Raw genomic sequence first — 25,813 nt, forward strand, 5'->3', positions numbered from 1 at the left:
AGAGGCGATGGCAGGCGGCAAGGAGGAAGCGGCGCGGGGCGCCCGGATCAGCGCCGAGCTGTGGCAGGTGCTGGGGCAGCACCGCTGGCGGATCGCGGCGGCGGTCGTGCTGCTGCTGGTGGCCAAGCTTGCGACCGTCGCGGTGCCGCTGCTGCTCAAGCGCATCATCGACGCATTCTCGCAAGTGTCCCTGCCGGCCAGCCTGCCGCTCTATCTGCTGGTGGGGTACGCCCTGCTGCGCTTCTCGTCCACCCTGTTCAACGAATGGCGCGACCTGCTGTTCGTGCGGGTCACGCTGGCGGCAGTGTCCCGTTATGCCGAAAAGACCTTCAGCCACCTGCACGCGCTGGGACCGCGTTTCCATGCGCAGCGCAAGCTGGGCAGCCTGCTGCCCGACATCGACCGCGGGACCAGCGGCATCGCCTTCCTGCTCGGCATCGGCCTGTTCACCATCGTGCCGACCCTGGTCGAGATCGGGCTGGTGCTGGCGATCATGCTGAGCCGCTATGCCGCCGGCTTCGCCGGCATCATCCTGGTGACCTTCCTGTTGTATGCCGGCTTCACGCTGGTGTTCACGGCGCGCCGCGTGGTCTACCAGCGCCGCGTGAACAAGCTCGATTCCACCGCCAAGGGCCGGCTGGCGGACAGCCTGATCAACTACGACACGGTCAAGTACTTCGGCGGCGAAGCGCGCGAGGCCCGCCGTTTCGCCGCCATCATGGGCGAGTGGGCCGAGGCCGGGCGCTCGAACCAGCGCGCGCTGTTTTCCCTGCACGTGGGCCAGAGCGCGGTGATCGCCCTTGGTGTCGCCGCCATCATGGTGCTGGCCGGGCAGGCGGTGCTGGCGCGGACCATGAGCGTGGGCGACCTGGTCCTGATCAATGCCTATGCGCTGCAGGTCTGCCTGCCGCTGAACGCGCTCGGCTTCGTGTACCGCGAGGCGCGCGACGCCTGGGTGAACGCGGAACGCCTGTTCGAGCTGCTGCGCGAGCGGCCCGAGATCCTCGACCCGCCCGGCGCGCCGGCCCTGCAGGCGCGCCAGGGCGAAGTCGTGTTCGAGCACGTCAGCTTCCACTATGAGGCGGCGCGCCCGGTGCTGGTCGACCTCAGCCTGCGCATCGCGCCCGGCACCACGCTGGCCGTGGTCGGGCGCAGCGGTTCGGGCAAGTCGACGCTGGCGCGCCTGCTGCTGCGCTACTACGACCCTGCGGGCGGACGCATCCTGGTGGACGGCCAGGACATTCGCCAGTGCGGCGCCGCCAGCGTGCGCCAGGCCATCGGCGTGGTGCCGCAGGAAACGGCGCTGTTCAACGACAGCATCGGCAACAACATCGCCTATGGGCGCAGCGGCAGCACGCGCGAGGACGTGGTGCAGGCCTGCCGCGCCGCCCACCTGCACGAGCTGATCGATTCGCTGCCGGAAAAATACGACACGCCGGTGGGCGAGCGCGGCGTCAACCTGTCGGGCGGCGAGAAGCAACGCATCGCCATCGCGCGCGCGGTGCTCAAGAACCCGCCGATCCTGATCTTCGACGAGGCCACCTCGGCGCTCGACGCCGATTCGGAACACGCGATCACCCGCGAACTGGACCGGCTGTCGCAGAACCGGACCACGCTGGTGATCGCGCACCGCCTGTCGACCATCGTGAATGCGCACGCCATCGTGGTGATGGACCGCGGGCGCATCGTCGAGCAGGGCACGCATGCGGAGCTGCTGCGGCGCAAGGGGATCTACGCGCGGCTATGGTTGCTGCAGCAGCGCATGGACAAGGAAGGGGAGCGCTAGGGTGGTCGGCTATGCCGACCGCGCGTTCAACCAGTATATGGACGGTCGCGCGTCGTATCGAAGGGATTTGAACGCGCGTGCGGCGAAGCCGCACACCCTACGGATTCACGGCCCGCGGAAAACGATGGTCTTGTTCCCGTGCAGGAAAACCCGGCGCTCGATGTGGAACTTCACGGCCGCCGCCAGTGCCATGCATTCGTTGTCGCGCCCGATGCGCACCAGCTGCTCCGGCCTGAAGTTGTGGTCGACCCGGGTCACCATCTGCTCGATGATCGGGCCCTCGTCCAGGTCCGGCGTGACGTAGTGGGCGGTGGCGCCGATCAGTTTGACGCCGCGGTCGAAGGCCTGGTGATAGGGCTTGGCGCCCTTGAAGCCGGGCAGGAAGGAGTGGTGGATGTTGATGCAGCGCCCGGCCAGGCGGCGCGCCAGCTCGTCCGACAGGATCTGCATGTAGCGCGCCAGGATCACCAGCTCGGCGCCGGTTTCCTCGACCACTTCCAGCAGCCGCGCTTCCTGCTGCGCCTTGTTTTCCCTGGTCACCGGCAGGAAGATGAAGCGGATGCCTTCGCGTTCGACCATCGGGCGCAGGTCGAGGTGGTTCGACACCACCGCCGTGAGCGACATATTGAGTTCACCGTTGCGGCGGCGGTACAGCAGGTCGTCGAGGCAATGGTCGTCCTTCGACACCATGATCACGGTCTTGACCGCGTCCGCCGGGTCGTGGATCTTCCACTGCATTTCCAGGCGGGCAGCGCAGCCGCTGCCGAACTGTTCGCGGATGTTCTCGATGCTGGGCGAGCCGGCCTGCAGGCGGAACACGGCGCGCATGTAGAAGCGCTCGGTGGAATCGTCGTCGAACTGCTCGAGCGCGCAGATGTAGCAGTCGCGCTCGGCGAGGAAGGTGGCGACGGCGGCCACGATGCCGATGCCGGCGCGGCAGCTGGCGTTCAGGATGTATTCGGTCGCGGCGTGCGGCGGCCGGGCGTTTTCGTTCGGGGTCATGCGGTCGTCCTGTCTATGCGTGCAAAAGCCTGTCTATAGGTGCGCCTGCGCTGTTACGGGTGGCGCGGGAGGCGCTGCGATGGGTGGCCGCAGGCCGGTGGCGCCGCCGTGCAAGCCTTGTGGACGATGCAGACGTTGTCAATCTACTAGCATGGCGGAAGCGCACCGGGCCGTCAAGGCATGTACGATACGGAACAGCCGGCAGGCCGAGCTGAGGGCTCAGGCATTGGTTTTGCCGCAACTCAGCATAGCGAATTTAACAGAGAGTCGTTGCCGCTTTGCGACCGCAAGGCGTAGCATCGTTCCAGCGGACAGAACACTTGGTCAATACGGCCGAGCGCCATGTTCTCAGATCTCGATTGGAACCGTGATGACCAAGAGAAGAAGTTTCCTCCGGATTGCCTCCGGCGTGGGCGTCTCCGCCTGCGCGGGGACAGTGCTCCCCAAGCTGGCAATGGCCCAGACCGGACGCACCGCGAATGTGCACTACATCGATCCAGGCGTCACCGGTCCGGGTGACGGAACGCTCGCCAACCCGTTCCGCTCATGGACCAGCGTCACCTGGGCACCCGGCCATACCTACCTGCAGAAACGGGGCACGACGTATTCGGGCGTTTTCCAGCTGTCGGCGAGCGGCACTGCGCTCCAGCGCATCACCGTTGGCGCCTATTTTCGATCCAATGGCGCGGACGATACGTCTCAGCCAAAACCGGTCATCGTCCTGCCGGCGGCGCCCACCACGCCGGCCAACGGCGCCGCGATCGCGGCATACCAGCAGGAGCGCGATTTCGTCACCTACCGCAATCTGGACATCCGGAACAACGCCTTGCCGGAGGGGAGCGACGTGGCGATCATCTGGCTTGGCAACGGATGCGTCTTCGAGAACAACAACGTCAGCTCGAATTGCGCCGGCGTCTATGTCTTCGAAAAAAACAACGTGGCCATTTCCAACTGCGTGCTCGACGTCGTCAGCAATGGCCCGACGTATGGCAACCAAGGGATACTGGTCGCTGGGGGCATCAATATCGACGACATCCGCCTGCTCAATAATACGGTCCGCCACCGCGGCGGCGGCTCGGTGACCTCGTATGGCATCCGCTGCGAAACCTATAACAGCGCCTCCTTCATCACGCGTCTCGTGATTCGCGGGAACCGCGTATCTCCGCCAGCCGGCGTCGCCTACAACCCGAACCGCAGGGCGATCGGTATCTACTGTGTCCAGGGGAATGCCGCCACGCTGGACAGGAATACCGTGACCGGCATGCTGACCGGCATCTTCATCAACGGTGGAGATCTCAGCTACGTGGGCAACAATACCTGCAGCAACAATATGAATTTCGGGATTCATATCAGCGGCTTCGCCAAGTCTTACATCATCGAGCGCAACGTCTGCAATGCCAACGGCGGGACACTGACCTCAAGCTATTACGGCCGGGGCATCGAGCTCTCGTCGAAGGCCGGGCAGGACGCGGTATCCGGACATACGATCCGCTACAACACCTGCAGGTTCAACTATAACTACGGCGGCCCGCTGGACAATGGATCGGAAGGCGTCGGCATTGGCGCGGACGATGGGGCCAGCAAGTGCTCGGTGTATGGCAACATTATCTCGAACAATGAAGGGAACGGCATCCAGATGTACGGCGGCGGCGATCGGGCCAGGTGGCCCGACACTGGCGGGCACACGATCGATTCCAACAAACTGGATTCGAATTGCAGCGTGTCGGTCCTGAACCGGCGCAGTGGAGGAAAAACACCGAGCCCCTTCCAGGCGCATATCGCGCTGGCTCACATTTACGGCAGCCCCACCGTCGTTTCGAACAATAAGTTTTCGGGACGTACCAGCATGGGGGTCTACACCGACGGCACTGACGAGAACATCACGCTTGTCGGTAACGCGTAGGTGGACGGACAAAAGGCGGGCTCGATCGAACCCGCCCTTGACCGCTTATTCCGTGCGGTCGTAACTGAATTGAATGCCGGCAGTGCCGCCGGTTTCAATGAAGAGGTTCATAAACGCAGGAACCGTCTCTTTGCGTACCCAGTCGCGCTGCAGTTCGCAGAACAATTGTGGCACGCTGATCATCTGGCCGCCGGCCTGCTCGATACGGCGCAATGCCATGTCGTGTGCCACTACCGAGGTGCCACCCACGGCATCTGCCACGACATACACCTCATAACCCTCCCTTAGTGCATCGAGGGCCGGGAAGCTCAGGCAGGCTTCCGTCCACAATGCGGTCATGATGATCTTCTTGCGGCCGGTCGCCTCGACGGCCTTGCGGAACTCCACGTCTTCCCACGAATTGATCGTCGTGCGATCGTAGGTTGGATAGTCTGCCAGGACTTTCTGGAGTTGTGCAATGGGCGGCTTGTTCAGCCCAGTCTTCACGTTGACCGTGGAATGGATGATTGGTAAGCCGTAGGCAACTGCTGCTTTCGCCGTGCCGACGATATTATTCACGAGCAGTTGTCGATCCATCGATGCGATGGAGTTCACTTGCACAGGCTGGTAATCGATGATGACGAACACGGCATTCTGTGGCGTGAGTAGGTCATCCTTCTGCGGATCACGGATCGCTTCGCTAGTCATGTTTATCTCCTAAAACGGGTCGACTTGTGGCATGGCAGCGCTCCTGTTACGTACGCTGCGAGTCCAGGGTTTCGTTGTTCTTCGAGACCTCCTGCGCCTTCATATAGCTTTCGATGAGAAGCTGATATGGTGGGAAGATCTTGGTGTACACGCCAGCCCACTCCATCGCGTCATCACGGTTCCAGGTCTTCTGGATTTCGGAAGCGACTGCCCCCGTATCGATTGGAACAGCACCGGCCTGTACGACACGGGCAAGCGTGATTTCCTGGGCCATCTTGCTGTAGGTGCCTGATGCGTCGACGACAACGAATACTTTGTACCCCTCGGCAATGGCGCTGATGGCCGGAAAAGCCATGCAGACGCTGGTGATGGTGCCGGCGATGATGAGCGTTTTCCGGCCGGTTTCCTTGACCGCAGCGACGAAGTCGGGGTTATCCCAGGCATTGATTTCACCCTTGCGCGCGACATATCTGGCATGCGGCGCATTGGCGTGGATTTCCGGGATCAGCGGTCCATTCGGCCCTTGTGGAACAGAGGCAGTGGTAATGACCGGCAGCTTCCCCAGGCTCGCCATTTTGGCGAGCACTGCGGCGCGATCACGCAGCTCCGTCATCGGCATGTCTTTTACAGTCTGGAACAGGCCGCTTTGGTGATCGATCAATAACATGACGGCGTCGTTGGGATCGATCACGGGACGTTGTCCGTTGAAATTTGCTGGCGTACTCATATTGAACTCCTGGGAATGATTGATCAAAGGCGGCACGTGTTTCATTGACGCGCCGCCCGTTTTTTCTCAACGCGGCATCGTGCCGAAGCGGCCGCTTTGGAAGTCAGTGATCGCCTGCGCGATTTCCTGCTGAGTGTTCATGACGAAGGGACCATGTCCGACAATCGGTTCATCGATTGGTTCACCAGCAAGCAAGAGCACCACTGCATCAGTGTTGGCCTCAATCGATACCTGTTGACCGGTCCGATCCAGGACAGCCATCTGCGCGTCACGCACCTGGGCGTCGCCATTTACTCGTACTGATCCGTGAAGAACGATCAGAGAAGTTGTCCATCCTTCAGGAAGCGTCAGCTCTGCAAGCCGACCTTGTGTGAGGCGCAGGCCCCACACATTCATTGGCGTGAAGGTATGCGCCGGGCCGTGGTGGCCTTCGAACGCGCCGGCAATCACGCGCACGGAACCCGCGCCACCCGGCAGCGAGACCGATGGAATGTCGCTGGCGGAGATCGCCTGATAGCCGGGTGCAGCCATCTTGTTTTTCGCCGGCAGATTGACCCATAGCTGGACCATCTCGAGCTGACCACCGGATTGACTGAAGCCCGGAGAATGGAATTCTTCATGGAGGATTCCGGCACCGGCAGTCATCCATTGGACGTCACCAGGGCCGATGGTTCCACCTTTCCCGGTAGAGTCCGCGTGCGCAACTTCTCCCTTGTAGACAATGGTGACGGTCTCCATGCCGCGGTGCGGGTGTTCACCGACGCCACGCTGTTTCTCGGCCGGGGTGAAATGGGCAGGACCGGCAAGATCGAGCAGGAGGAAAGGGCTGAGCTGTCGTCCATGGTTGTTGTACGAAAAAATGGAGCGGACAGGAAATCCATCGCCGACCCAGTGCGGACTAGGCGCGCTATAGACGCCAAGAAGCTTTTTCATGCTGCTCTCCTGAGAAAATCCTTCGGACAATCGAAGTGATGGAGACAGCTTAGTCTTGGGACGCTGGCGTGTGTAGTATGCTAAATTGGGAGTCATAGTCCCATCTCTGGAACGATGACCAAGGCCATGCAAGACTTGAACGACCTGTATTATTTTGTAAAATCCGTCGATCATGGCGGGTTTGCCCAGGCGGGTCGGGCATTGGGCATCCCAAAATCCAAACTCAGCCGCCGTATAGCTTTGCTGGAAGAGCAATTGGGCATTCGCCTGATCCAGCGGACCACGCGCCGTTTCGTCGTGACCGACATCGGGCGCTCATATTACGAGCATTGCAGGGCAATGCTGGTGGAGGCCGAGGCAGCCCAGCAAGTGGTCGACGCATCGCGCGCCGAGCCGCGGGGTTTCATCCGGATGACATGTCCAATTTCGCTTTTGCACGTGCATGTCAGCAGGATGTTGGCCGGTTTTATGGCACAGTATCCGCTCATCACCCTGCACCTGGAAGCCACCAACAGACCTGTCGATGTCGTCGGTGAAGGGATCGACGTCGCAATCCGCGTGCGTCCACCGCCCTTGGAGGATAGCGACCTGGTGATCCGCGTCCTGGCCGATCGTGGCCAATGCCTGGTTGCCAGCCCCGCACTGATTCAATCCCATGGTCTGCCTGTCTCACCATCAGAACTGAACGGCTTGCCGAGTCTTGGTCTCGGCACCGTGCACAAAACTTTCAACTGGTCCTTATATGGGCCGAACAATGCACAGGCGGTCGTGCATCATGTGCCGCGCTTCGTGACGACGGATATGTTGGCTTTGCGGGATGCCGCTTTGATGGGGGTCGGTGTGGTGCAGCTGCCGCTGTTAATGGTCTGCGACCAGCTGGCGGACGGTTCGCTGGTCCGGGTTGTTCCAGAATGGGCGCCACGGCGCGAAATCATCCATGCGGTCTTTCCTTCGCGGCGAGGATTGCTTCCGTCGGTGCGCGCGCTCGTCGACTATCTCGCCACGGAGTTTGCGGATATCGTTGAAGATTGAAACGGTCGCAGGGCCCCTGACGCTATCGCTCATCCAGCGCCAGCACCACGGCGTCCACCAGCTCCTGCGGCGACAGCGGTTTGTTCAGGACGCGTACTCCGGCCTCCGCCACCCCGACCTCGGCGCCGTAGGCGGTCACGATCAGGGCCGGCAGCGCCGGCGTGTGCTCGCGCAGGCGCCCGATCAGGGTGGCGCCGGTGATGCCGGGCATGCGAAAGTCGGTGACCAGCATGTCGATCCCTCCGGCGCTGCCGATCGCCAGCGCCTCGGCCGGATCGAGCACGGCCGTGACCTGGAAGCCGGCGCGTTCCAGGTAGCGCTTGAAGACATAGGCAATCGCGTCTTCGTCGTCGACCAGCAGGATGTGCTTGACCATCGGGCCTCAGTCTTCGCGCTGACCGTGACCGGAGGCCTCGTCGTGGGGAAGGTGGCCCCGTTCTTCCTTGCTGCTGCCTGTCGTCATGCCGCCCCTGTTCGATGAAAGAAAAGGCCATGCACACCAGGACCGGGCCTTCATGTAAATTATATAACAGGGAAAATGTCACGACTCCGAGAATGACGGACTCGGGTGTCTCAGTCGCGGAACAGGTGGGTGAAGGTCCGGCTCACCGGCAGCTTCTCCGCGCAGCCGCGCAGCAGCACCTGCATGCGCTCGGCATCGATCTTCTCCACGGCGGCGATGGCGCCGACGTTGACCAGGGTGCCGCGGTGGATCTGCCAGAAGCGGTCGCGGTCGAGGCCACCCAGCAGGTCCTTCAGCGGGATCCGCACCAGCGCTTCGGAATCGGCCAGTACCACCCGGGTGTACTTGGTGTCGGACTGGAAGAACAGGACTTCGTCGACGTCGATCAGGCGGATCTGCTTGCCGACGCTGGCCTTGATCCACTTCATTTTCTCGGCACGGGCGCCGGGCAGGGCGGTCTTCAGGTGGCGCAGCAGGTCGCCCAGGTCGGCCGGCGGCTTGTTCAGTTTGGCGCGGATGCGCGCCACCGCGCGTTCCATGCGATCAAGCTGTACCGGCTTGAGCAGGTAATCGACCGCGCCGGCGTCGAAGGCCTCGACCGCGTACTGGTCATAGGCGGTGACGAATACCACGTGGGCGCTGTCGCCGATGCGTTCGGCCACTTCCAGCCCGGACAGCCCCGGCATGCGGATGTCCAGGAAGACGACCTCCGGTTCGTGCTCGAGGAAGCCGTCCCAGGCATCATTGCCGTTTTCCGCCAGCGCCACTACCTCGGCGTCCGGCCAGCAGCCGGCCAGCATGCCGGCCAGGCGCTCGCGCATCAGCGGTTCGTCCTCGGCGATCAATACCCGGGTCATGCGGCCTCCTTGATGGATGCGGGTACGGTGAGTTCCGCCACCAGACCCGGATCGGCATCGCGCAGCGCCAGGCCGCCCGCGCCGCCGTAGGCCAGCTGCAGGCGCCGCCGCACGTTGTCCAGGCCCGCGCCGTCGCCGGGCGTGTCGCTCATGCCAACGCCGCTGTCATGGACGCAGATGCGGACCATGTCCTCGTGCGCTTCGGCCGTGACGCGGATCTCGCCGCCGCGCAGCGAAGGTTCGATGCCGTGCTTGATCGCGTTCTCCACCAGGGTCAGGACCAGCATGCTCGGGATCTCCACCCGGGCCAGTTCGCCGGGCAGCGACAGCGCGAACACCAGGCGCGTCCCCATGCGGGCCTGCATCACACGCAGGTAGGACTCGATGGTGGCGAATTCGCTCTTCAGGCTCACCTGCTCGCAGCGCATGTCGCTGAAGCTGGCGCGCAGGAAGGCGATCAGGTCGGCCGTCAGCGCGGCGGCGCGCGGCGCGCCGTCGGCGGCCAGCTGCTGCACCGCACCCAAGGTGTTGAACAGGAAGTGCGGCTCGATCTGGGCGCGCAGCATGCGCAGCTGCGACTCGCTCAGTTCGCGCGCCAGCCGCTCGCGCTCGGCGTCGCGCTGCAGCTGCGCCATGAGCGCGGCGTGCTGGCGGCGCCGGTAGGAGCCGAGGAGGAGCAGAGGCGTGGCAAGGACCAGGGCGATGATGCTTGCCGTCGGCATGATTTCCATCAGCTTCGGAGCCTGCTCGACGAGCGGCCTGCCGTCGGCCAATGCGATGCCGACACCGGCGCCGATACCGCCGCAGAGCAGGCCCAGGATGAACTTGCGCCGGTTCTGGAAGGCCTGGCTGGCATTGAACCAGACGCCAAGGCCGCCGAACAGCAGCCCGAAGCCGAGCAGGTTGCAGGCAAGGATGGGGATGTGCCAGTTGCCCTTGCCGGTGATCAGGCCCATTGCGATGCCTGCCAGTGTGAAGCAGCCGGCCAGTACGGCGACCGTGATCCACAGGCGCGCCCCGCGGTACCTGAGCGCAAACTCGCGCATCTGCCGGCGCTCGATCGGCGACATCTTTGTGATGGCGTCGGCCATCTTGCGACGGTAACCGGGGGCCACCTGCGCCGCCAGCTCGGGCCGTTCCAGCACGGCCAGGTGTTCACGTTCGAGGTCGTCGTACCAATCGATGATCTTGCGCCACATCTTGCTCTCCTTGGTGTTCAATATAAGGCAATGTGGCTAGTCTAGGAAAGCTTCCGGCTGCGGCAAACGCCCAGGCGACGAACGACGACCGGGTGCGACGAACGACGAAGGCCTTCCCGGCCTGCTATCATCCCGCCCTTTGACCGGACCGATCCATGCCGCACGCATACTCCAGCCAGATCCGCGCCATGCGCCTGGAAGATCTCGATGCCGTCCTCGCGGTACAGGCGGCCTGCTACCCGCCGTCGATGCAGGAGGCAGCCGCCGTGCTGCGGGCGCGGATGCGCGCTGCCGGCGATAGCTGCGTGGTGGCTGAAGACGGGAATGGCATGTGCGGCTACCTGTTCGCTTACCCGAGCCGCCTTGGACTGGTGACGCCGCTCGGCGCGGAGTTTGCGCCCGCCTGCGACGCCGATACGCTCTACCTCCACGACCTGGCGGTGGCCCCGCGCGCGCACGGCCGCGGCCTGGCGCGCAGGATGGCCGGCCACCTGCTGGAGCAGGCGCACGCACGCGGATTCGCGTGGTCGGCACTGGTGTCGGTGCAGGATACGGCCGGCTTCTGGTCGGCGCTCGGCTATCGCATCGAACACGCAGCCTGCCCGGCGGCGCTGACCGCCCTGGCCAGCTACCCCGGCCTGGCGCGCTACATGGTGCGCACGCTTACTGGACCCGGCGCACCTTCGCCGAATTGTTAGAGCCTTCGACCTTCAGGAACAGGGTCCCGAACAGATTGCGCTCGATGGTCACCTTCGGATCGCGCATGCGCGGCAGCACCGCTTCGCTGCCGTCGATGACGCGCCAGACCTGGCCGTTGGCGAGGCGGATCTGCGAACCCGGGCCCCAGCCCTGGAAGTCGCCCGGAATGGTGCTGGTAATCGACTGCGGCTCCGCTTCGCGCTGCTTCTTCACTTCGATGCCGAAGTTTTCTTCCTTGCGGACCGGCGCGGCAACGGCGGCGGCCACGGCCGGCTTCGCCCCGACCTGGATGGCGTCGTAGCAGGCCAGGCGCGCACCGGTATCGGCCAAGCTGCGGCATTTGAGGATGGCCGCATCGTCGGCCAGGGCGGCGCCGGACAAGAGCAGCAGGAAGAGGGGCAGTGCTTTCATCGTGATCCTTCAGGCGGTTATACAGACATCGGATTATATCGGCCCCCCAAAAAAAAGGCGGGACCGAAGTCCCGCCGAAGAGGAGAACAACAAGCTTTACATCAGAAGCGATAGGTCAGCGAGGCTTCCACCGCGCGGCCGAACAGCGGACGCGCATTGATCGGGCCACTGCCGTTGCCGCCGGTGAGGCGCGAATTCCCCTCGGTCAGGCCCAGTTCGTTGGTGACGTTGGTGGCGCTGACGCGCAGTTCCAGGTTGTTGCCGAGTTCCGCCAGCACGCCCAGGTCGAGGGTTTCGTAGGCCGGCAGGAACTGCTGGTTGGCCTGGTCGGCCCAGCGGCTGCCGATGCGCGAATAGGTGCCGTACACGCGCACCGCACGGTCGCCCACCGGGATGCGGTAGCTCGGCGAGAAGCGGTACTGGAACTTCGGCTGGCGCTGCACGGTATTGCCTTCGATCGCAGGGTTGTCCTTGTACTCGGAATCCTGCCAGTTGCCGGTCAGCTGCAGCTGCAGGCCGGCCAGCGGGCGCAGCGCCAGTTCGAATTCCACGCCTTTGCCTTCCGAGCCGCTGACCGAGTACAGCACGCCGCTGGTGGTGATCTGCTGGAAGGAGATGCCGGTGAAGTCGGTGAAGAAGGCGTTCACGTAGGCGCTGTACAGCGGGTTCGCGGTCTTGAAGCCGACTTCGAACTGCTTGACCTTCGGCGTCGGCACGCGGGTGCGGTCGTCCAGCACGGCCTGGCTGCCGGCATTGCGCATGTCGTCGAAGTAGATGAAGGTATGGCCCTGGTTGGCGCGCACGAACACGCTCGCGTCCTTCGACAGTTTATACAGGCCGCCGAGGGTGAAGGAATTCACCGAGTCGTCGCGCTTCAGGCCGGTGAAGCTGCCGGTCGGCGCCGAGGTGCCGTTGTTATAGACCGTCAGCGGGTTGTTGTCCGGGTCCACCGAGCCCAGATTCGAGATCGAGGCGCTCAGGCGCTGCTTCTCGCGGCGCACGCCGGCATCGAGCTTGATGCGGTCGTTGATGCGCCATTCGTCGGCCAGGTACAGGGCGGTATTGTCGCCGTCGTAGGAGGCCACCGGGGCATAGAAGATGTTGCCGTCCTTGCCGTTGTTCGACACCACCACGCCGTTGTCCAGGCGGACGTTGATCAGGCTGGCCTGCGGGGTGGCGCTCATCAGGTGGCTGTTCCCCAGGAACCAGACGTCGCGCGAGGAGTAGTTGGCCACGTAGGCGCCGGCGGTGACGGTATGGGCGCCGATGTCGCGGCTGACGCGGAACTCGTCGGTGAAGGACTTCAGCTTCTTCTCGACCGCCCACAGGCCGGCCTGTACCACCTGCTGGTTCGGGGCGACGGCGCCGCCTTTCACCCAGCTCATGGTGCCGCTGGTGGCGCGCACGCCGCCGGCCGCGGCCAAGGTGGCGGCATTGCCGTTGGCCGAAGCGATCGCAGCATTCAGGTATTCCGCGGCGCTCAGCGGGTTGTTACCGGTGAACATGGCGATCGTGTTCAGGTCGCCGCTGAAGTAATTCGCCTTGTTCGAGACCTGCCAGCCGTTCAGGTTCTGCTGGAAGTCGGCGCCGAAGACGGTCGATTTCAGGCCGCGGCCATCGCCCAGGTCGTAGTTCAGGGTACGGCCCGGCGCGGCTTCGACGGTGAAGTTGCGCATCTCATTGCTCATCAGCGTGCCGGTGAGCGGATCGAAGCCGGGGAACTCGCTGATCGTGCGGCCTTCGTTACTCGAAATGAGCGGCACGCCGGTGTAGAAGGCGTTCTTGTCCGAGGTGGCGCGGGCGTAGAAAGTCAGCTCGCCCTGGTCCAGCCTGCGGGTGAGCGAGGCAGACAGCTGGCCGCCGTCGTCCGCCGGGAAGCCGGACTTGCGCACGCCATCGGTCACGCGGTAGAAGCCGCCGATCATGCCGTACCAGCCCTCGGCGATCTTGCCGCTGTAGACGCCGTCGAGGCGGCGCAGGTTGCCGGTGCCGGCGGTGAAGCGCAGGCTGCCTTCCGGCGTGTCGGTACCCTTCTTGAGGATGAAGTTCATGGTGGCGCCGGGCTGGCCCACCGAGTAGATGGTGCTCGGGCCGCCGCGCAGCACTTCGACGCGCTCGATGGTGTCGTCCAGGCGGAACGAGGACGAGCCCTCGAAGAAGGACAGTACCGGCACCGGGTAGATCGGGTTGCCGTTCATCTGCACCGAGACGAAGGGCGAATCGCTGCCCGAGGGGAAGCCGCGCACCTGGATGTTGGCGCCCGACTGGCCGCCGGTCGGTTCGGCATAGGCGCCCGGTACCAGCTTCATGACGTCGGCGGTGCTGATCGGGGCCGCGGTCTTGAGCTGTTCTTCGCTGGCGGTGGTGATGCTGAAGGCGGCGTCGATCTTGCGGGTACCGCTGGCGGAGGCGGTGCCGGTGACGACCACCTGCTGGATTTCCTGCTGGACGGCCGCCGGCGTGGCGGGCGCCCCCTGGGCGCTGCTTGCATCCTGCGCCATCACCTGGCAATGGACGGAGAGGGCGAGGACGGCGAGCGAAATGGCGGACAGGCGCGGGAACTGCGAGGCGTGGTTCATGTGAGTAGGCTCTCTGTTGTTGTAAATGCGGCTACTGGCGGGGCGTCTCCTCCCCGGCGATGCCTTGTCGAATAAATGATCAACAAGGAAAGTGGTGTCATTGAATCATTGAATGTTATCGATGTCAATGAAATTGATATCGATGTCATTTGCTATCGACACAACATAAAAACCTGTCATAATGCTTACCGTTCAGCAGCATCCCTTTTTCACTATGGCCAACGCGAAACAAGCTAAATCACCGGGCGACCCCGGACCGACGATGGAAGATCTGGCAAAGCTTGCCGGGGTATCGACCATCACGGTGTCGCGCGCCCTGCGTGACAGCCCGCTGGTGACCGAGAAGACGCGCGAGAAGATCCGCCTGTTGGCCAGCGAGCAGGGCTACCGCTTCAACATCAGCGCCCGCAACCTGCGCATGCGCCGCTCCTATTCGGTGGCCGTGGTGGTGGAGATGACGCCGGTGAAGGGCCGGCCGATGTCGGACCCGTATCCGCTCGAGCTGCTGGGCGGTATTACCCAGGAACTGACCACGTCCGGCTACAGCGTGGTGCTGACCTCGAAGCAGCTGCTCGACACCGCGCCGGTGCAGGGCGCCGACGGCCTGATCCTGCTGGGACAGGGCTCGCACGGCGAGGCGGTGCGTACCCTCCAGCAGACCAATCTGCCGCTGGTGGTGTGGGGCGCGCCCCAGGCCGGCAGCGACTACGTCGTGGTCGGCAGTAACAACCGCAAGGGCGGCGCCAGCGCGGCCGAGCGTTTCCTGGAGCAGGGCCGGCGCAAGCTGATCTTCCTGGGCGACGTCGACCACGCGGAAGTGCAGGAGCGCTGCGCCGGCTTCATCGACGCGCTGTCGGGCCGGGCCACCGTCCACATCCAGCGCCCCAAGGCCTTCACCTTCGAAGCCGGCTTTGAGTGCGTGTCGACCCTGCTCAAGAAGAAGCCCGGCCTGGCCTGCGACGGCCTGTTCGCCGCCAGCGACCTGCTGGCGATGGGCGCGATCCGCGCCCTGACCGAAGCGAGCCTGCGGGTGCCGGACGACATCTCGGTGATCGGCTACGACGATACGCCGGGCGCGGCCAGCTTCGTGCCGCCGCTGACCAGCGTCCACCAATACCTGCGCGACGGCGGCGTGCTGCTCGCAAAGAAAATGCTGGCCATGATCGAAGGCCAGCCCGTGCAATCCGAAATGCTGCCGACGACCCTGATCGTCCGGCATACCTGACCACCCGACAGAAGACCATCATCGCCGCGTGCGATCCAGACGAGGATACTGAATTGGTAAATGACATCGATAACATCGCCTTGCCACCCGAACCCTGGCGCATCTGCGAACGCGGCATCGACCCGGCGCGCAGCTTCCTGCACGAGACCCTGTTCGCGCTCGGGAACGGCTATATCGGCCTGCGCGGCACCCATGAGGACATGCCGGGCCAGCCGGGGCAGACCCTCGAAGGCAGTTACCTGAACGGCTTCCACGAGACGGAGTCGATCCATTACCCGGAAAACGCCTACGGGCTGGCCCGCATCAACGAGTTCATGCTCAATGTGCCGAACGCGAAGCCGATCGTCCCCTTCGTCGACGGCCGCCGCGTGGACGCGGCCGGTGGCCGTATCACCGCCTACGAGCGCAGCCTCGACTTCCGCAAGGGGGTGCTGGAGCGCATGGTCGAGTGGGAGCTGGGCGACGGCAAGCGCCTGCGCATCGAGAGCCGCCGCCTGGTGTGCTTCGAACGCAAGCACGTGGCCGCCATCGAGTACCGGGTGACGGCGCTGAACTTCGCCGGCGCGGTGCGGCTCGAGGCGGGCATCGACAGCGCGGTCACCAATATGCAGGCGGGCGACGACCCGCGCGTCGGTTCGGCGATCACCGGTCCGGCGCTGGTGGCGGCCGGGCGCGAAGCCACGGAGCGGGGGCTGATCCTGAGCCAGCGCACCCGCAACAGCGGCTTCCTGCTCGCCACCGGCATCGCCTGCACGGCCTCCGGCGTGGCCGGCATCCTGGGCTCGGACATCGACGACGGCCGCTGCTTCGCGGCCACGCTGGCCCAGGGCGAGACCCTGGTGCTGCACAAGTACATCGCCTATGCCAGCTCGCGCGACCTGCCCGAGCCTGAAGTGGCGGCCCTGGTGCGCGCCGAGCTGGAGCAGGCCGTGCAGGACGGCTTTGCCGCGCTCGCCGCCGGGCAGGAAAGCTACCTGGCGGACTTCTGGTCCCAGGCCGACGTCGAGATCGAGGGCGACGACGCCCTCCAGCAGGGCGTGCGCTTCAACCAGTACCACCTGCTGCAGTCGGTCGGCCGCGACGGCAAGACCAATATCGCCGCCAAGGGCGTCACGGGCGAAGGCTACGAGGGACACTATTTCTGGGACACCGAGATCTACGTGTTCCCGTTCTTCCTGTTCTCGAAGCCCGAGATCGCACGCGCGTTGCTGCAGTACCGCTACAAGGGCCTGCCGAAGGCGCGCGAACGGGCGCGCCAGATGTCGCACGAGCGCGGCGCGCTCTACCCCTGGCGCACCATCGCCGGCGAGGAATGCTCGGCCTACTACCCGGCCGGTACCGCCCAGTACCACATCAATGCCGACGTGGCCTATTCGATCCGCCTGTACCTGCTGGCGACCGGCGACTTCGACTTCATCGCGCAATACGGCGCCGAGATCGTGCTGGAAACGGCGCGCATCTGGACGGGCATCGGCAGCTACGACCGCGCAGGGCGCTTCTGCATCAATGCGGTGACCGGCCCGGACGAATACACGGCGGTGGTGAACAACAACTACTACACGAATGCGATGGCGCGCATGCACATGCGCTTCGCCACGGAGATCTCCGACCGCCTGCATGCGGAGCGCCCCGAGGAGTGGGCCCGCATCGCGGCGGCGATCGGGCTGGAAGAGGCCGAGATCGCGGCCTGGCGCGCGGCCTGCGCCGCCATGCACCTGCCGTATGACACGGCGCTCGGCATCCACGAACAGGACGACAGCTTCCTGTCGAAGAAGCCCTGGGACTTCGCGAATACGCCTGCCGACAAGTACCCGCTGCTGCTGCACTACCACCCGCTGGTGATCTATCGCCACCAGGTCTGCAAGCAGGCCGACGTGGTGCTGGCACTGCTGCTGCTGTCCGATGAATTCGAGATCGACGACAAGCGCCGCGATTTCGAGTTCTACGAGAAGGTGACCACCCACGACTCCTCGCTGTCCTCTTGCATCTTCAGCATCATCGCGGCGGAAGTCGGCCATGCGGACAAGGCCTATGCCTACTTCATGGAGACCGCACGCCTCGACCTCGACAACACCCATGCCAACACCGAGTATGGCGTGCACACGGCGGCGATGGCCGGCACCTGGCTGGGCGTGGCCTACGGGTTCGCCGGCATGCGCCTGACCGGCAGCGGCCTGCGCTTCGCCCCGACCCTGCCGGCGAAATGGCAGCGCTACCGCTTCCGCGTGCACGTGCAGGGCGCGCTGCTGGAAGTCACGGTCGACACGGGCGCGGCCGAATACCGCCTGCTTGCAGGCGACAGCCTGGCCTGCACCCACCACGGCGCCGCACTGGTGCTGACGCAGGCCGAACCGTTCAAGCGCATGGAGTCATGATGAGTCACTACAAAGCAGTCATTTTCGACCTCGACGGCGTCATCACCGACACCGCCCACTACCACTACCTGGCCTGGAAGCGCCTGGCCGAGTCCCTGGACCTGCCTTTCGACGAGGCCTTCAACGAGCAGCTCAAGGGCGTCGACCGCATGGGTTCCCTGGAGCTGATCCTGGCCCAGGGCAGCCGCAGCTTTACCCAGGAGGAAAAGCGCGCGCTGGCGGACGCCAAGAACCGGCACTACGTGGAACTGATCGCCACCATGACCCCGGGCGACGTGCTGCCGGGCGTCCTGCGCGCGCTGGACGAGGTGCGCGGCGCCGGCCTGAAGATCGGGCTGGCCTCGGTGAGCAAGAATGCCTTCACGGTGCTGGACAAGCTGGGAATCCGGAACCGGTTCGACGAGGTGGTCGACGCGGCCCTGATCGCCAACAGCAAGCCGCATCCGGAGATTTTCCTGACTGCCGCGCGCCAGCTCGGCGTCGCAGCCGCGGACTGCCTCGGCGTCGAGGACGCGGTGGCGGGGGTGGCCTCGATCAAGGATGCGGGCATGGTCGCGGTCGGCGTCGGCAGTCCCCAAGTGCTCACGCGGGCAGATGTCGTGATCCCCTCGATGGAGCACTTCCGGCTCGCAGATTACTGACGAATCGTCATACAAGCACGCAAAATTACAACGACCAAGGAGACAGCGTGAATCATCCACCGAGCCGGCGCCGCATCTTGCTGGCGCTCTTCCTCATCTACATCGTGTTCGCGATCCTGCTCAACAGCGTGGGCACGGTGATCCTGCAGGTCATCAACAACTACGGCGTCGACAAGTCCTCGGCCAGCATGCTGGAAGGCTTCAAGGACTTGCCGATCGCGATCGTGTCCTTCCTGGTGGCCTCGAGCATGCCGCGCATCGGCTACAAGCGCGCCATGCTGGCCGCGCTGGCCATCGTCGCCTGCGCCACCCTTGCCATGCCGCTGGTGCCCGGCTTCGCCACGGCCAAGCTGCTGTTCCTGTGCGTGGGCGTCGCCTTCGCGCTGGTGAAGGTGTCGGTGTATTCGACGGTCGGCCTGGTGGCCCAGGACCGCAAGCAGCATGCCGGCATCATGAATACCCTGGAGGGCTTCTTCATGGTCGGCGTGCTGGCCGCCTACTGGATCTTCGGCGCCTTCATCGATTCGTCCGCCCCTGCCTCGACCAGCTGGCTAAACGTCTACTGGCTGCTGTCCGGCCTGTGCGCGCTGACCTTCGTGCTGGTAGCGACGACCCGCTTCGACGAAAGCGCGGCGGCACCTAGTGCCAGCCGCGGTCCGGCGGCCGACTTCCTGGAGATGCTGCGCCTGTTCCTGCGTCCGCTGGTCTGCGTGTTCGTGCTCACCGCCTTCCTGTACGTGCTGGTGGAGCAGAGCGTCGGCACCTGGCTGCCGACCTTCAACAACGAGATCCTGAAGCTGCCGGCGGCGATGAGCGTGCAGGCCACCAGCATCTTCGCCTTCTGCCTCGCCGCCGGCCGGCTGTCGGCGGGCATGATCATGCGCCGCCTGAACTGGTTCCCGGTGATGGTCGCCTGCGTGCTCGGCATGGGCGCGACCGTGCTGCTGGCGCTGCCGCTCAGCCAGGGCATCGCGCACGACCCGAACGTGGGCTGGAGCAGCGCGCCGCTGGCGGCCTTCGTGTTCCCGCTGATCGGCCTGTTCATGGCGCCGATCTACCCGGGCATCAATTCGGTGATGCTCAGCTCCCTGCCGAAGCACCAGCACGCGCCGATGACCGGCCTGCTGGTGATCTTTTCCGCATTGGGCGGCACCACCGGCTCGATGGTAACCGGCTATGTGTTCGGGCGCTTCGACGGACAGTTCGCCTTCTACCTGACCCTGGCGCCGATCGCGCTGATGCTGGTGGGGCTGTTCTTCTTCCGGCGCCAGGTCGAGCGCAGCGGCGCGGCCGCCGTATCGGCTCAGGCGGCGGAGGGGTCGGCGGCATAGCGCCGGATGAAGGCGGCGCAATCTTCCACCGCCAGCGGCCGTGAATAGTAGTAGCCCTGGATCTGGTCGCAGTCCGCCTTGCGCAGCGCCGCGACCTGGCCGGCGGTCTCGACCCCTTCGGCGATCACGGCCAGCTGCAGGCGGTGGGCCATGGCCACGATCGCCTGCACGATGGCCGACGATTCGGCGCTGTGCGCCATGTCCTGGACAAAGGACTTGTCGATCTTGAGCTTGTCGAGCGGCAGGCGGCGCAGGTAGCCGAAGCTGGAATAACCGGTGCCGAAGTCGTCGATGCTCAGCATGACGCCGAGATCGCCCAGCCCCTGCATCACCACCACGCTGCGTTCCGGATCGGCCATCGACACGCTCTCGGTCAGCTCCAGTTCCAGCAGCCCCGGCGCCAGCCCGGATGCGTCCAGCAGCGCGCCGACGGTGGCGATCACGTCGCTTTGCAGGAACTGGCGCGCCGACAGGTTGACCGCCACCGGCGCCAGCGGCAGGCCTTCCGCGCGCCAGGCGGCCAGCTGGGCCACGGCGCTGCGCAGGACGAACTCGCCGATCGGCACGATCATGCCGCTTTCCTCGGCGATCGGGATGAACTCGTCGGGCGGGACGATGCCGTATTCCGGGTGGCGCCAGCGCACCAGCGCCTCGAAGCCGGCCAGGCAGCCGCTGCGCAGGTCGACCTTGGGCTGGTACTGGACAAACAGCTCGTCCTGGGCGATCGCGCGCCGCAGGTGGCTCTCCAGGGTCAGGCGGCGCCCGTGCTCGGTGCGCAATGCGGGCGTGAAGCGTACGATCTCGCCGCGTCCCAGGGCCTTGGCGTGGCGCATTGCGGTAACCGCGTTGTTCAGCAGGGCGTCGGCATCGTCGCCGTCCTCCGGCAGCACGGTGGTGCCGACGCTGCAGGTCAGGGCGATCTCGCCGCCCGGGATCGGGATCGCCCGGCTGGCCGCCGCCATGATGCGGTCGAACGCACGTTCCGGCTCCGGATGTTCGCCGCGTGCATGCAGCAGCAGGAGAAATTCGTCGCTGCCGGCGCGCGCCAGCATGTCGCCTTCGCGCAGCAGCGCCTGCAGGCTGGTCGCCAGCCCCACCAGGATTTCGTCGCCGGCCCGGTGGCCGAGGGTCTCGTTGAAGCGCTTGAAGCGGTCGACGTTGATGCAGGCCACCAGGGCCGTCACCCCGTGCTCGCGCCAGCCGGCGATGCTCTGCTGGATGGCGCGCAGCATGGCCTGGCGGTTCGGCAGCCCGGTCAGCAGGTCGTGGGCGACCAGCCAGGCCAGTTCGCCGGAGGCGGGGGCGCCGCCCTCGTGCGCGCCGTGGTGGCCGGCGCGCTCGTCCTGTAGCTCTTCGCTCAGCGACTGGGCCGCCATGGCGAGCTGGCGGTGGTAGACCAGTTGCTCGACCATGCGCGCCAGATCGCGCAGGGCATCCAGCTCGCCTTCGCCGAGCTCACGCGGCTTGCGGTCGATGACGCACAGGGTGCCGATCTTCTTGCGGTCCACCGAATACAGCTGCACGCCGGCATAGAAACGCAGGTGAGGCGAGCCGGTCACGAGGGGGTTGTCGACGAAGCGTGCGTCCTGGGCGGCGTCGGGCACCACCAGCGGTTCATCGGCGAGGATGGCGTGGCCGCAAAACGAGATCTCGCGCGGAGTCTCGCTGGCGTCGAGCCCGGTGCGTGACTTGAACCACTGGCGGTCCTTGTCGATCAGCGACACCAGGGCGATCGGCACGTCGAGCAGGCGCGCGGCCGTGCGCGTGATGCGGTCGAAGGTTTCCTCAGGGGGACTGCCCAGCAGCCGGGTGGCGTGCAGGGCGGCCAGGCGCTGTGCTTCATCCAGCGGTATGCGCGGTCTTTCCATTGTGTGCCTTGCTGAACCGACGGGTTCCTTGGATGTATTACGCCAGAACCAGAGATAGTTTGCAATCTTGCCCCAGGCAAACGAACGGCCGAGCAGGCCATCAGTCTGTCGCCGCCAGCAGCGCCGCCGTATCCGCCGCTCCCATGCGCCGTGCCGCCGCCAGCGCGGTCACGCCGTCCGCGTCCGCCACCCCCGGATCGGCGCCGCGCGCCAGCAGCAGACGGGCGATGTCGCTGCGGTTGAACATGGCCGCGAACATCAGGGCCTGTTTGCCGTTCGGCCCGGCGGTCTCGACCCGGGCCCCATGGTCCAGCAGGAGCGTGGCCACCGCCAGGTCGCCCTTGAAGGCGGCGCCCGCGAGTGGCGTCTGCCCGGCGTCGTTCATCAGTTCCGGATCGGCGCCATGCGCGAGCAGCACGCGCGCCGTGTCCGCGTGGCCGTGGTAGCAGGCCAGCATCAGCAGGCTGTCGCCGCGTTCGTTGCGCAGGTTGGGCGGCAGGCCCTGCGCCAGCAGCTCGGCGAGCGCCGCGGTCTCGCCGGCGCGGGCATGCTGGAACACCCGGCGCACGAAGGCCAGGGTGTCGTCGTCGAGCGTGTTGGGGTCGGGCGGGGCAGGCTGCATCTGGGCTTCCTTGGCGGGGGGGCCGGACTGATTAGACCATACTGCGCCCGATACGGTTGCACCCCTCTGAATCGATGTTCGAAAATTTCGATGAATGCGCTGCAAATTACTCGTTTTTCAATTCCGGAGCAGCCGCGCATAATGACTCCATCGCATCGAACGACAGCGAAATCAAGCCAGCTGGCAGCACAGGCGGCAAGGATCGAAGGCGTCGATGGTCCATTCACGAAAAGGAGCACAGCATGTTGAACGTACGTAAAAGCAATGAACGCGGCGCCGCCAGCTTCGGTTGGCTGAAATCCCAGCACAGCTTCTCGTTTGGGCATTACTATGACCTGAAGCACATGGGCTTCGGTCCACTGCGCGTCATCAACGAGGACCGGGTCTCCCCGGGCCGCGGCTTCGAGTCGCACGGCCACCGCAACATGGAAATCATTTCCTACGTGCTGGAAGGCGCGCTCGAGCACCAGGACAGCATGGGCAACGGCTCGGTGCTGCGCTACGGCGACGTGCAGCGCATGAGCGCGGGCAGCGGCGTGGTGCACAGCGAGTTCAATCACTCGAAAGAGGAGGGCGTCCACTTCCTGCAGATCTGGATCGAGCCGAACACCACCAACGAGCCGCCGGGCTACGAAGAGAAGCACTTCGACGCCGCGTCGAAAGAGGGGCGCCTGCGCCTGATCGCCTCGAACGACGGCCGCGAGGGTTCGGTGTCGATGCGCCAGGATGCCGCGATCTACGCCACCATCATGAACGGCGGCGACGCGCTGACGCATACCCTGGCCGCCGGCCGCCAGGCCTACGTCCACGTGATCCGCGGCCGTGCCACGGTCAACGGCGTGGTGCTGCAGGGCGGCGATGCGCTCAAGATCACCGAGGAAGACACGGTGCGCCTGGAGCAGGCCGAAGCGGCCGAGATCCTCGTTTTCGATCTGCCGCAGTAAGCCGGCAAGCACAAGGAGAGCGGCATGGAAGTGAGCGCACGGAAAGGCAGCGGCAAGCTGCAGCAGCTCATCACGGTCGGCAGGCACCAGCTGCTGAGCGACGCACCGGAAGCCCTCGGCGGCGAGGACAGCGGCCCGGAACCGCACGACCTGCTGGCCGCCGCCCTGGCCGCCTGCACCACGCTGACGGTGACGATGTACGCCCGCCGCAAGGGCATGGCGCTGGACGACGTGCGGGTGCATATCAGCCATGGCCCGCAGGACGGGGGCTACAGCCTGCGGCGCCGGATCGAGTACGTGGGGGCGCTCGGGCTCGAGGAGCGCGCGCGCCTGACCGACATCGCCAACAAATGCCCGGTGCACAAGACCTTGTCGGGGACGATCCGGATCGACACCGAAGCGGCTTGATCGCGCCGCGCACGATTGGCGCGAATCGGCGGCGCAGCCTCGTTTGGCATACTATCGCCGCTGGCTGCTCATCCAACGATCCCGACTGCATGAAGGAGGCCGGCATGCCTGATTCGTCCGATCCTGTGCTGGTAAGGCGCGACCATTGCCCGGGTTGCCGGCACACGGCAACCCGCACGCTGTACCGCGAACCGCTGGACAGTCCCGGCATCACCCGCTACATGAGGGAGCACTACGAGCACCGGGTCGAGCGCGACTTCGCCGGCTACGACTACGAACTGGCCGAGTGCGCGCACTGCGGCCTGGCTTTCCAGGCCCAGGTGCCGGCGCCCGCGCTGCTGGCCGAAATCTACGACCGCTGGCTGCCCGCCACCGAACGCGAAGCGGTCGCGGCGCGCTGGGGCCTGGACGACTACCGCTACCTGGCCGAACAGGTCGAGTTCATGCTCGACCACTTCCACGTGCGTCCGAGCGCGATCAAGGCCCTCGACTTCGGCTTCGGCTGGGCGGAATGGGCCAAGATGGCCGGCGCCTATGGCGTCGACGTGTGCGGGGCCGAGCTGTCGCAGGCAAGGATAGCCTACGCGAAGTCCTGCGGCATCCCGGTTGTCGATTCCGCGACGCTGCCGCACGACGAATTTCATTTCATCAATACCGAACAGGTATTCGAGCACCTGCTCGAGCCGGGCGACATGCTGGGACAGTTGGCCGCGGCCCTGCGGCCGGGCGGACTGGTCAAGATCAGCGTGCCGAATGCTGCCAGGTCGATCGGCAAGCTGCTGCGCAGCAAGGACTTCGGGGCGCTGAGCGAGGGCGACATCATGGCCATCGCGCCGTTCGAGCACATCAACAACTTCACCTACGATTCGCTGTGCGCACTCGGGCGCGAGGCCGGCCTGGTACCGCTGCGGCCCTCGTTGCGCAAGCTGTATAACGCCAGCAGTGGCTGGATGGAGCCGAAGTCCGCGCTCAAGACTCTGGCGCGCCCGGTCTACCGCCACCTGTATCCGAAGAGTACCTTCGTTTATTTCGCGCGGCCGGCCTGAGACTGGCTTTCCCAGCCTGCGCGTTCGGCCTCGTGGCAGTGGCGCGTGATCATGCGCGTGAACGGCGACTGTTCGCGCACCCGGCGCAGCCACCAGCTCAGCGCGGCGCCTTCCTCGCCGCTGCGCCAGGCCAGGTAGAAGCTCTCGTCAGGCTTGGGCTCGACCACCTCCTTCTCGACCAGCAGCCCGGCCTCGATGGCGGGCCTGGCCCAGGCCTCGGGCAGGAAGCCGAAGCCGATGCCGCGCAGCTGGAAGGCGTACTTGGTCTCCATGTCCGGCACCGCCAGCATGTCCTGGCCGAACAGCAGGCCCACCGTGCGCGGACCGAGCTGGCGCGCCGAGTCCGATACCGCGACGGCGCGGTAGTCGAGCAGGTCGGACTTGTCGAGCGGGCGGTCGATGGCGGCCAGCGGGTGGTTCGGCGCCACAGCGAACACGAAGCTGCTGGTTCCGATCGGCTCGGCGGTGTAGCCGCCGCCCGAGGGGCCTTCGCCGGCCGCGCCCACCAGCAGGTCGACCCGGCGGTCGAGCAGCGCGTCCCAGGTGCCGGACAGCACCTCGCTCACCAGGCGCAGCCGGGTCTGGTCGGCCACGCCATAGAAGGCTTCGATATCGGGCTGCAGGCCGGCGGGCGACAGCATCGAATCCATGCCGATCGCCAGCTCGGTTTCCCAGCCGGAAGCGACGCGGCGCACGCGCGACTCGAGGTCGCCCGCGGCGCGCAGCAGGTAGCGTCCTTCCTTGAGCAGCTCCTTGCCGGCCGCCGTCAGGGCGACTTTCGGGCCGAAGCGGTCGAACAGGCGCACGCCGAGGTCGTCCTCGAGCTTGGAGACCGTGTAGGAGATGGTGGAGGGAACGCGGAACAGCTCCTTCGCGGCGCCCGCGAACGAACCTTTGCGGGCGATGGTTTCGACGATCTCGAGTGCGTCCAGGCTGAGCTTCAGCAATTGCGGTCCTTTATCCCTGTTGTCGGATGTTCAAGGCGGATTGTCGCATGGATACCGGGCGGTAGCAGGCGGGCGCAAGCATTCCCGGCAACATGGTAGGGTAAAGTTCGACCGGCTACCTGCAATTC

The 25,813-nt window shown here is 65.3% G+C and carries 23 protein-coding genes; 11 read left to right on the forward strand and 12 right to left on the reverse strand.

From position 1 onward, the window contains the following. Positions 1 to 7 precede the first annotated feature (7 nt). Positions 8 to 1,786 (forward strand): ABCB family ABC transporter ATP-binding protein/permease, encoded by a 1,779-nt coding sequence (locus ACSQ25_RS11725; RefSeq protein ID WP_436105862.1) that lies wholly within the window; start codon positions 8 to 10, stop codon positions 1,784 to 1,786. Positions 1,787 to 1,891: 105 nt separating this feature from the next. Here ACSQ25_RS11725 and purU read toward each other — a convergent pair whose 3' ends face one another. Beyond that, positions 1,892 to 2,788 (reverse strand): formyltetrahydrofolate deformylase, encoded by an 897-nt coding sequence (gene purU / locus ACSQ25_RS11730; RefSeq protein WP_436105863.1) that lies wholly within the window; start codon positions 2,786 to 2,788, stop codon positions 1,892 to 1,894. Between the two features lie 370 nt (positions 2,789 to 3,158). Between purU and ACSQ25_RS11735 the strand changes: the two genes are divergently transcribed. Continuing rightward, positions 3,159 to 4,691 (forward strand): right-handed parallel beta-helix repeat-containing protein, encoded by a 1,533-nt coding sequence (locus ACSQ25_RS11735; RefSeq protein WP_436105864.1) that lies wholly within the window; start codon positions 3,159 to 3,161, stop codon positions 4,689 to 4,691. A 45-nt stretch (positions 4,692 to 4,736) separates the two neighbouring features. On the opposite strand, the gene ACSQ25_RS11740 is transcribed toward ACSQ25_RS11735, so the two are convergent. From ACSQ25_RS11740 to ACSQ25_RS11750, 3 genes are all read right to left on the reverse strand, one after another. Then, positions 4,737 to 5,378: a hydrolase gene (locus ACSQ25_RS11740; protein WP_436105865.1), complete on the reverse strand. Its 642-nt coding sequence runs from the start codon at positions 5,376 to 5,378 to the stop codon at positions 4,737 to 4,739. Between the two features lie 46 nt (positions 5,379 to 5,424). Next, positions 5,425 to 6,105 (reverse strand): hydrolase, encoded by a 681-nt coding sequence (locus tag ACSQ25_RS11745; protein WP_436108063.1) that lies wholly within the window; start codon positions 6,103 to 6,105, stop codon positions 5,425 to 5,427. A 66-nt stretch (positions 6,106 to 6,171) separates the two neighbouring features. Beyond that, positions 6,172 to 7,038 carry a pirin family protein gene (locus ACSQ25_RS11750; RefSeq protein WP_436105866.1) on the reverse strand — a complete coding sequence of 289 codons (867 nt, stop codon included), beginning with the start codon at positions 7,036 to 7,038 and terminating at the stop codon, positions 6,172 to 6,174. A gap of 126 nt (positions 7,039 to 7,164) precedes the next feature. Between ACSQ25_RS11750 and ACSQ25_RS11755 the strand changes: the two genes are divergently transcribed. Next, on the forward strand, positions 7,165 to 8,070 hold the full coding sequence (locus ACSQ25_RS11755; protein ID WP_436108064.1) for a LysR family transcriptional regulator: 906 nt from the start codon (positions 7,165 to 7,167) through the stop codon (positions 8,068 to 8,070). 22 nt (positions 8,071 to 8,092) lie between these two features. On the opposite strand, the gene ACSQ25_RS11760 is transcribed toward ACSQ25_RS11755, so the two are convergent. The 3 genes from ACSQ25_RS11760 to ACSQ25_RS11770 all read right to left on the reverse strand — a co-directional run bounded on the left by ACSQ25_RS11760 (position 8,093) and on the right by ACSQ25_RS11770 (position 10,589). Further along, positions 8,093 to 8,446: a response regulator gene (locus tag ACSQ25_RS11760; protein ID WP_436105867.1), complete on the reverse strand. Its 354-nt coding sequence runs from the start codon at positions 8,444 to 8,446 to the stop codon at positions 8,093 to 8,095. A 197-nt stretch (positions 8,447 to 8,643) separates the two neighbouring features. After that, the gene (locus ACSQ25_RS11765) at positions 8,644 to 9,390 is read right to left on the reverse strand and encodes a LytR/AlgR family response regulator transcription factor (RefSeq protein ID WP_436105868.1); all 747 of its coding nucleotides are present in this window, start codon (positions 9,388 to 9,390) and stop codon (positions 8,644 to 8,646) included. Next, the gene (locus ACSQ25_RS11770) at positions 9,387 to 10,589 is read right to left on the reverse strand and encodes a sensor histidine kinase (protein ID WP_436105869.1); all 1,203 of its coding nucleotides are present in this window, start codon (positions 10,587 to 10,589) and stop codon (positions 9,387 to 9,389) included. The genes ACSQ25_RS11765 and ACSQ25_RS11770 overlap by 4 nt, the downstream gene beginning before the upstream one ends. Before the next feature lie 155 nt (positions 10,590 to 10,744). Here ACSQ25_RS11770 and ACSQ25_RS11775 point away from each other — a divergent pair, with 155 nt between their 5' ends. After that, positions 10,745 to 11,287: a GNAT family N-acetyltransferase gene (locus tag ACSQ25_RS11775; protein ID WP_436105870.1), complete on the forward strand. Its 543-nt coding sequence runs from the start codon at positions 10,745 to 10,747 to the stop codon at positions 11,285 to 11,287. On the opposite strand, the gene ACSQ25_RS11780 is transcribed toward ACSQ25_RS11775, so the two are convergent. Beyond that, on the reverse strand, positions 11,253 to 11,699 hold the full coding sequence (locus ACSQ25_RS11780) for a hypothetical protein (protein WP_436105871.1): 447 nt from the start codon (positions 11,697 to 11,699) through the stop codon (positions 11,253 to 11,255). The two genes, ACSQ25_RS11775 and ACSQ25_RS11780, sit on opposite strands and share 35 nt — an antisense overlap. Positions 11,700 to 11,800: 101 nt before the next feature. Beyond that, positions 11,801 to 14,278 carry a TonB-dependent receptor gene (locus tag ACSQ25_RS11785; RefSeq protein ID WP_436105872.1) on the reverse strand — a complete coding sequence of 826 codons (2,478 nt, stop codon included), beginning with the start codon at positions 14,276 to 14,278 and terminating at the stop codon, positions 11,801 to 11,803. Between the two features lie 262 nt (positions 14,279 to 14,540). On the opposite strand from ACSQ25_RS11785, the gene ACSQ25_RS11790 reads away from it, so the two are divergent. Genes ACSQ25_RS11790 through ACSQ25_RS11805 form a run of 4 tightly spaced genes read left to right on the forward strand, consistent with a single transcriptional unit; the run spans position 14,541 to position 19,850 of the window. Then, positions 14,541 to 15,503, forward strand: coding sequence for a LacI family DNA-binding transcriptional regulator (locus ACSQ25_RS11790; RefSeq protein WP_436105873.1), 963 nt, complete (start codon positions 14,541 to 14,543; stop codon positions 15,501 to 15,503). 53 nt (positions 15,504 to 15,556) lie between these two features. Next, a complete protein-coding gene (locus tag ACSQ25_RS11795) occupies positions 15,557 to 17,878 on the forward strand; it encodes a glycoside hydrolase family 65 protein (protein WP_436105874.1) in 2,322 nt (773 codons plus the stop codon). Further along, on the forward strand, positions 17,875 to 18,519 hold the full coding sequence (gene pgmB, locus ACSQ25_RS11800) for a beta-phosphoglucomutase (protein WP_436105875.1): 645 nt from the start codon (positions 17,875 to 17,877) through the stop codon (positions 18,517 to 18,519). The genes ACSQ25_RS11795 and pgmB overlap by 4 nt, the downstream gene beginning before the upstream one ends. Before the next feature lie 47 nt (positions 18,520 to 18,566). Continuing rightward, positions 18,567 to 19,850 (forward strand): MFS transporter, encoded by a 1,284-nt coding sequence (locus ACSQ25_RS11805; RefSeq protein ID WP_436105876.1) that lies wholly within the window; start codon positions 18,567 to 18,569, stop codon positions 19,848 to 19,850. Here the strand turns inward: ACSQ25_RS11805 and ACSQ25_RS11810 are convergent. Together ACSQ25_RS11810 and ACSQ25_RS11815 are read right to left on the reverse strand one after the other, a co-directional pair. After that, a complete protein-coding gene (locus tag ACSQ25_RS11810; RefSeq protein WP_436105877.1) occupies positions 19,823 to 21,718 on the reverse strand; it encodes a putative bifunctional diguanylate cyclase/phosphodiesterase in 1,896 nt (631 codons plus the stop codon). The genes ACSQ25_RS11805 and ACSQ25_RS11810 overlap by 28 nt on opposite strands. A 100-nt stretch (positions 21,719 to 21,818) precedes the next feature. Beyond that, positions 21,819 to 22,340, reverse strand: a complete 522-nt coding sequence (locus tag ACSQ25_RS11815) for an ankyrin repeat domain-containing protein (RefSeq protein WP_436105878.1) — start codon at positions 22,338 to 22,340, stop codon at positions 21,819 to 21,821. 242 nt (positions 22,341 to 22,582) lie between these two features. Between ACSQ25_RS11815 and ACSQ25_RS11820 the strand changes: the two genes are divergently transcribed. The 3 genes from ACSQ25_RS11820 (at position 22,583) to ACSQ25_RS11830 (ending at position 24,738) form a co-directional block, all read left to right on the forward strand. After that, positions 22,583 to 23,284 carry a pirin family protein gene (locus ACSQ25_RS11820; protein WP_436105879.1) on the forward strand — a complete coding sequence of 234 codons (702 nt, stop codon included), beginning with the start codon at positions 22,583 to 22,585 and terminating at the stop codon, positions 23,282 to 23,284. A 24-nt stretch (positions 23,285 to 23,308) separates the two neighbouring features. Then, the gene (locus tag ACSQ25_RS11825) at positions 23,309 to 23,692 is read left to right on the forward strand and encodes an OsmC family protein (protein ID WP_436105880.1); all 384 of its coding nucleotides are present in this window, start codon (positions 23,309 to 23,311) and stop codon (positions 23,690 to 23,692) included. 104 nt (positions 23,693 to 23,796) lie between these two features. Then, entirely contained in the window at positions 23,797 to 24,738 is a 942-nt protein-coding gene (locus ACSQ25_RS11830) for a class I SAM-dependent methyltransferase (protein ID WP_436105881.1), read from the forward strand. On the opposite strand, the gene ACSQ25_RS11835 is transcribed toward ACSQ25_RS11830, so the two are convergent. Next, positions 24,717 to 25,685, reverse strand: a complete 969-nt coding sequence (locus ACSQ25_RS11835) for a LysR substrate-binding domain-containing protein (protein WP_436105882.1) — start codon at positions 25,683 to 25,685, stop codon at positions 24,717 to 24,719. The genes ACSQ25_RS11830 and ACSQ25_RS11835 overlap by 22 nt on opposite strands. Positions 25,686 to 25,813: the final 128 nt, after the last annotated feature.

The organism is Massilia sp. LjRoot122, assembly GCF_964252725.1.
Taxonomy (GTDB): Bacteria; Pseudomonadota; Gammaproteobacteria; order Burkholderiales; family Burkholderiaceae_D; genus Telluria.